The 3,639-nt window shown below is 40.9% G+C and carries 5 protein-coding genes and 1 pseudogene; 5 read left to right on the top strand and 1 reads right to left on the bottom strand.

Translation table 11 applies throughout. The features are described from left to right. Nucleotides 1–624: 624 nt before the first annotated feature. Complete coding sequence (locus PXY01_RS19390) at nt 625–717, bottom strand: hypothetical protein (protein ID WP_246028014.1); 93 nt, start codon at nt 715–717, stop codon at nt 625–627. Here PXY01_RS19390 and PXY01_RS19385 point away from each other — a divergent pair. From PXY01_RS19385 to PXY01_RS19370, 5 genes and pseudogenes are all read left to right on the top strand, one after another. Continuing rightward, nucleotides 693–1,154: pseudogene (locus PXY01_RS19385) on the top strand (recombinase family protein); the annotation flags it as partial. The gene PXY01_RS19390 and the pseudogene PXY01_RS19385 sit on opposite strands and share 25 nt — an antisense overlap. 120 nt (nt 1,155–1,274) lie before the next feature. Then, on the top strand, nt 1,275–2,522 hold the full coding sequence (locus PXY01_RS19380) for an IS110 family RNA-guided transposase (RefSeq protein WP_262385117.1): 1,248 nt from the start codon (nt 1,275–1,277) through the stop codon (nt 2,520–2,522). Nucleotides 2,523–2,629: 107 nt separating this feature from the next. Beyond that, nucleotides 2,630–2,893, top strand: a complete 264-nt coding sequence (locus PXY01_RS22935) for a hypothetical protein (protein ID WP_127572331.1) — start codon at nt 2,630–2,632, stop codon at nt 2,891–2,893. A gap of 19 nt (nt 2,894–2,912) precedes the next feature. After that, nucleotides 2,913–3,062 (top strand): hypothetical protein, encoded by a 150-nt coding sequence (locus PXY01_RS22930; protein ID WP_246028013.1) that lies wholly within the window; start codon nt 2,913–2,915, stop codon nt 3,060–3,062. A 90-nt stretch (nt 3,063–3,152) separates the two neighbouring features. After that, the gene (locus PXY01_RS19370; protein WP_246028012.1) at nt 3,153–3,575 is read left to right on the top strand and encodes a hypothetical protein; all 423 of its coding nucleotides are present in this window, start codon (nt 3,153–3,155) and stop codon (nt 3,573–3,575) included. Nucleotides 3,576–3,639 lie beyond the last annotated feature (64 nt).

Here is a 3,639-nt window from a genome sequence, read left to right as displayed (position 1 = left end):
TGGCTCACCAGTATGTTGTCGCAGTTCCCTTAGAGAAATCTAAGGTTGAATTTTTATTAAACAAAATTAGAACTGTTTTACTATTTGATAAGTGATAAAGGATTTATGAATTTATTGACGGGGGCTACCCAGTACGGAATGAACTCATCATTCAACCAATAACACATATAACCCATGTAATACCCGTATAAAGATTTCTTGATTTCGCTTGTACGCACATCGAGCTTGAAATTTATACCCTAAATAACGCTATTTCGTTGCATTATACAGGTCAATTATGGTCAGATACCACCATGATTGACCTGTTTTTTGTTGCCTTCGTTTTCTTGCGTTTTTTTCAAAAGAAATCGCAACTATGTAAATTAACGCAACGATAACTAGGGTGAACGTACTTGGTCGCAACTAATTTTCAGGATAGTCCGACCACTATATTGTCAGGACATGACTAAACAAACGGGAAGGTCATGTGTGAAAGGCTAGCCACCAATTCCCTCATTCCTATAATACAAGCGGCAAATCCGTCAAAAGTTTTCTGCGGGGGCGATTAACATTATGCTCTCAACAGCCCCATTCTAATATAGTCTGAAATTCGTGAAAAAATCGGTAGAGCGACACTTGAACAGGTCACTTTACCGATTTATCTGGGGACTCGATTTCATCTACTGAAACGATGAGTTGGTCAACAGTGATGTTTAACGCATCGCAGATTTGCTCCAAAGTACGGATATAAACCCTACAAGAAAGACCCGAATGACTTCCTGATTAACGGCTTGATGGAACTGCTAGACGCTTACCAACGTCTTGAAATCGCCATGAAGTTAAGTCGAGGGCGGAGCAAGAAAGCCCAACAGGGCGGCTATGCAGGTGGACGGGCTACTTTTGGATACAAGGCAAAGAAAGGTCAGAAGTGTATCCAAGTAGACGAAAGACACGCCCAGACCGTCCGTAGAGTATTTGAAATCAAGGAACAGTATCCCACATGGTCATTGACTCAGATAGCAGAAACCCTGAATCAAGAAGGATTTACAACTGGGCAAGGCAGATTGTTTACCAAAGTACAAGTGAAACGAATCTTGGACAAACGTGATTTTTATAGCGGCACATACCGCTATGGAGATATACAAGCAGATGGCTTGCATGAAGCTATTCTGTAACAGGAAGTGAATGGAGAGGCTTGCGTCCCATTGCGAACCGTAAGGTTAACGCTCGAACTGAGGTTGCCCCCATTTTACTCCTATTCATTAAAGAATCCGTATACAGGGGTGATTTCTTTTATGCACTACAAGCAAAAACACGTCTATGTCGGGCTTGATTTGCACAAAGCCCACTATACAGCCGTCATCATTGACTGTTGGAATACGAAACTGGATGAAATCCAAATCGAAAACAAGCCAAGCAGTTTCGATGACCTGATGAAGACGGTCAAGAAGCATTGCAAAAAAGGAATGACTCCTGTCTATGGATTGGAAGACACGGGCGGAAACGGCAGAGCATTAGCCGTACACCTTGTCGAAAGAAAACAAATCGTTAAGGAAGTCAACTCTGCCCTCTCTTACAATGAACGTAAAAGTTACGCTACCACCCAAAAGAGTGACAGTTGGGATGCGTATTGCATCGCTAAAGTATTGCTCTCCAGATTGGATGAACTGCCAGACGCCAATCCGCAGGACATTTACTGGACAATCGGGCAACTGGTGGCAAGACGCAACGCACTGGTCAAACACGCCAGTTCATTGAAGTACCAGTTGCATCAGCAATTAAGTTACCACTATCCGTCCTACAAGAAGTTCTTCTGTGATGTAGATGGAAAATCTGCTCTTGCTATTTGGGAGAAGTACCCTGCTCCACATCACTTGGAATCGGTGGGGGCGGAGGAACTAGCGGTTTATCTCCGCAAAGCAAGCCATAACACCTGCTCTACCCGTAAGGCAGAAGAAATCTTGGAACTGGTAAAGAAGGACGGTGAGACAAAACGGAAGTTTCAAACGTCCAGAGACTTTATAATCGTCAATATGGTACAGGACATGAAGCGGAGCAGAGAACTGATTAAGCAGACAGAAGTGCAGCTTCGTCAGGTATTGTTAGAGACCGACTACAAGCTAGAGTCGATGGATGGAATCAGCATCGTTACAGCGGCGGAACTGATTGCTGAAATAGGAGACATCCGCCGATTCTCCAACGCTGACAAATTAGCCCGATTCGCCGGAATCGCTCCTGTCCGCTTTAGTTCGGGCGGCAAAGGAAAAGACCAAGCTAGCGGACAAGGAAACCGTGTGCTGAACGCAATCTCTCACAACCTAACCGTTCAACAAATTCAAGTAGCGAAAGGCGACAACAAGAAGCAACGGAATCCCGTATTCTACGAGTATTACCAACGCAAGCTAGCAGAAGGCAAGACGAAGAAGCAAGCTCTGATATGCGTTATGAGAAGGCTTGTAAACATCATCTACAGCATGATGAAGCACAAGACGGAGTATCGGGCGGCGGCAACTCTAACAGAGACGTCAAGCAAGCTGATATAATGGTTGTAATTGGAAAACCAGTTGCCACCTTCTTTAATCCCAAGTTTAAGATTACAACATAGGGGACGGGTAAAGGTACTATTGATAACAAGTTAACCGAACCTTCGTTGCCTAAAGGTGGAAAACCAGAAGGGAATTATGCAAATCCTGAAGGTGGCAGAGGAAATATAAGACAAAATGAAGCTGCCGACTTATTTGCAGAACATGGTTACGATATTGAAATGTTGGATGAAATTGATGGAGGAAATGGTTATGGTATAAAAGAAGGGAAAAATCCTGATTTCCTATTGAGGGGAAAGTGTTTGATTGCTATGCTCCTGATGTCGATACTCCAATTGATAGTGTTTGTAAAAAATAAAAGAAAAGACTAAAAATCAAGCCAAAAAAATTGTGCTTAATCTAGATGATTATCCTGCTGAAAATATAGATGAGCTATTAAAGACTATTTTGAGGCAAACAAACCCCAACGCAAATTTAAAACACCTGGATGAACTCTTAATCGTTAAGGATGGTCAAATTACTAGGGCTTTTGGGAGGTAGGAAGAATGGATTACGAATTATTTATAAAAACTAAGTTGGAAAGAAACCGCATAGTTGATCTATTATATGAGCTAGCGGATGATGTATTAGGTGTGGAAGTTAAGTTTAAAAAAAATGCGACATCAACTTGGTTTTCAATATGTATATATTGGTTGCGATTACTTTTCGATAGACATTGATCTAGATGATGAAGATGATGATATGGAAGAGTATCAGCAGATGAATTTCAGATATCATGGCGTTAATACAAATATGCGTATTAGTGTTCAGATGATTTCAAAGACGTTTAATATTGGATGGAGGAAATTTCTTGAATTGATTGGAAGAATTTTAAGAGTTATTGATGGGGATTTGCTTTTACTTGATGATAGTTCATTTCCAGTAATGAAAAGAAAAGATAATGTTTTGTATATAAATAGCAATTTAGATGAATATCGTACTAAATATATTACTAAGGAAAATTTAAGTCTGCTTAATTACCCTTTTATTGAAGAAGATTTCTCGGGAAAGTAGACCGGGTTTACAACTAGGCCACAAGACCGTACAATACAACCAACCAACAAATCAAACACTAAAT

Source organism: Paenibacillus xylaniclasticus, assembly GCF_004001065.1.
GTDB lineage: Bacteria > Bacillota > Bacilli > Paenibacillales > Paenibacillaceae > Paenibacillus_T > Paenibacillus_T xylaniclasticus.
This window is presented reverse-complemented; position numbering and strand designations above follow the sequence as displayed.

Coding starts and splice junctions, on each gene's coding strand:
- PXY01_RS19380 (WP_262385117.1), top strand. CDS start 1,275: ATGCACTACAAGCAAAAACACGTCTATGTCGGGCTTGATTTGCACAAA.